Annotated in this window: 3 protein-coding genes; 2 read left to right on the forward strand and 1 reads right to left on the reverse strand. The window is 59.4% G+C overall.

Annotation, left to right across the window (positions count from 1 at the left end):
* Positions 1–299: hypothetical protein (locus tag ACFFAR_RS31015; RefSeq protein WP_375509205.1), on the forward strand; the 299-nt coding region annotated here is incomplete at its 5' end.
* Positions 296–1264, forward strand: a complete 969-nt coding sequence (locus ACFFAR_RS31020) for a GDP-mannose 4,6-dehydratase (RefSeq protein ID WP_086382704.1) — start codon at positions 296–298, stop codon at positions 1262–1264. The genes ACFFAR_RS31015 and ACFFAR_RS31020, both read left to right, overlap by 4 nt.
* On the opposite strand, the gene ACFFAR_RS31025 is transcribed toward ACFFAR_RS31020, so the two are convergent.
* Positions 1254–2249, reverse strand: coding sequence for a LysR family transcriptional regulator (locus ACFFAR_RS31025; RefSeq protein ID WP_082778815.1), 996 nt, complete (start codon positions 2247–2249; stop codon positions 1254–1256). The genes ACFFAR_RS31020 and ACFFAR_RS31025 overlap by 11 nt on opposite strands.
* Between the last annotated feature and the right edge of the window lie 111 nt (positions 2250–2360).

Raw genomic sequence — 2360 nt, forward strand, 5'->3', positions numbered from 1 at the left:
GAGCTTCCCATTCCAAAACCGCTCAACCCGATTTCAACGAGTTTTCCAGCCGTTTCCCGGCGCGAGCCCCACTGCCGCTGCAGCGAATAACCCGGTTTGTTCTGTCCCCTTGCGTAATGACCCGCATGTTAAAATTCTCGGCTGAATCGATGCGAAAAATGGCCCCGGCACCTCGTTGGCGCGCAGCACGAAGCTTGCTTACCAATAAGTTGCTCAAGGGTCGCCATGTCGGAATGGCGCAAACAGAAGGCGCTGCAATCCACCCGCGACATGATCGCCGCACATACCAAGCGCAATGAACGACACAAAACATCCTGATGGCGGCAAGAAGCGTCGCCGCGCTCTCATCACGGGTCTTTCGGGATTCACCGGACGCCACATGGCTGAGCGTCTGCTGGACGAAGGCTACGACGTGTGGGGCACGACCTCGCCGGCATCGGAGGCCGATGTACCGGGGACGACCGGCGTGCCGGTCGATCTCCTGGATCTCGACGCCGTGCGCGCTTGCGTGTCCGACGCGAACCCGGACGTCGTCGTGCATCTGGCCGGTCTTGCGCACGTTACCGGCAATCCGCCGACACAAAGTTATCTCGTCAACATCATGGGATCGCGCAATCTGCTCGATGCCCTCGCGCTCCTCGATAAAAAGCCCCGTGCGGTGCTGATGGCGAGCACATCGAATGTGTATGGCAACGCGAACGTGGAAGTCATCGACGAGAACGTGCCGCTCAATCCCGGCAACGACTACGCAGTCAGCAAGCTCGCCATGGAGAACATGGCGCGTTTATGGCTCGACCGCCTGCCTATTTTCTTTACGCGGCCGTTCAACTACACGGGAGTCGGCCAGGGCGAAGATTTCCTGTTGCCCAAGATCGTCAATCACCACGCGCGCCACGAACAAAAAATGTCGCTGGGTAACCTCGCGGTGAGCCGTGATTTTTCCGATGTCCGCGATGTCGTCGAGGTCTACACGCAATTGATCGAAAAAGCGCCCGTGGGCGAAGCGTTCAACACGTGTTCCGGTATCGGCCATTCGCTTGGCGAAATCCTCGGCATGATGCGCCGTATCGCGGGGTACGAGATCGAGGTGTTCGTCGACCCTCGCTTCATGCGCCGCAATGAGATTGCGAAGCTCGTCGGTTCGAACGTCAAGTTGCGTCGTGCGATTGGCCGCGTGCCGGTTACGCCGATCTACGACACGCTCGAGTGGATGTATAACCACGCGCGCGCAAAATTTGAAAGCGCGGCGACCGTCAAGACGTAACGTGCCCGTTCCTGACCTGCCCGTTAGGCAGCGAGTGGTCTGCAAGCCGCGTCTGGCCGGCAAGCGGATCGTCCGCAGGCACTTGCAGCGATGATTGGCGCCTATACACCTCTGCTATCCATTCAATAAACACTTTCACGCGACGCGGCTGATGCCGGTTGGCCGCGTAAAGAATGGACACGATCCGCGGGTACGATGGATACGCCTGCAGCACCTCGCGCAGCTCCCCGCTTTCCACATACGATGTCAGCGTGTAGCCCGACGCCTGGATCAGTCCGAGTCCTTTCAAGCCACATTCCACGTACGATTCGGCGTCGTTCACGGCGAGCATCGCCTTGAGTGGAACGGTGCGCGTTTCCCCGTCCACGACGAATTCCCATGGCCTGACGCGTCCCGTCTTGCTTACCAGATAGTCCACACAATAATGATTCTCGAGATCCTCGAGCGTCTTCGGTTCGCCGTATTTCTCGATATACGATGGCGCCGCGACCGTGATTTGCGAATATCGTCCGATGGTCTTCGCGACCAGGCCGATATCGCCGACAGCGCCTACGCGGATCACGCAATCGACACCGGCTTCGATGATGTCGACTTGTTTATCGGTGAGACTCATTTCTACCCGGATATCCGGGTAGGCCGCGAAAAATTCCGGCAGCGCGCCGATGATCGTGCTTTTCGCCATGAGGGCTGGCAGGCTGACGCGCACGGTGCCTTTCGGGCTGAGTTTCGAGCGTGAGAGCACGGATTCCATGTCATCGACTTCGCCGAGGACGCGCACGCAGCGCTCGTAATAGATTTCGCCGTCTTCGGTGATGCTGATGCTGCGCGTGGTGCGGTTGAGCAGGCGCGCGCCGAGGTGAGCTTCGAGGGCTTGCACGGTGCGTGAGACGCTGGCGGCGGGAAGGCGCAAGGCATCGGCGGCCTTCGAGAAGCTGCCGCTCTCGACGACACGGACGAAGACTTTCATCGCTAGGAAACGGTCCATGGATGGGGGTTCCAGGCTAGAGGTTATACGGGGAGGCGCTGGGCGCGCGGGCCCTGAAAGGTGAATATTACGATGGAAATGGGAATGGGGCGTTGGATGGGCGTTGGATGG

This window comes from uncultured Caballeronia sp., assembly GCF_964243625.1.
Taxonomy (GTDB): domain Bacteria; phylum Pseudomonadota; class Gammaproteobacteria; order Burkholderiales; family Burkholderiaceae; genus Caballeronia.

Excerpts from the sequence above, each read along its gene's own strand:
- ACFFAR_RS31020 (WP_086382704.1), top strand. The coding sequence starts at position 296 with ATGAACGACACAAAACATCCTGATGGCGGCAAGAAGCGTCGCCGCGCT.
- ACFFAR_RS31025 (WP_082778815.1), bottom strand. The coding sequence starts at position 2,249 with ATGGACCGTTTCCTAGCGATGAAAGTCTTCGTCCGTGTCGTCGAGAGC.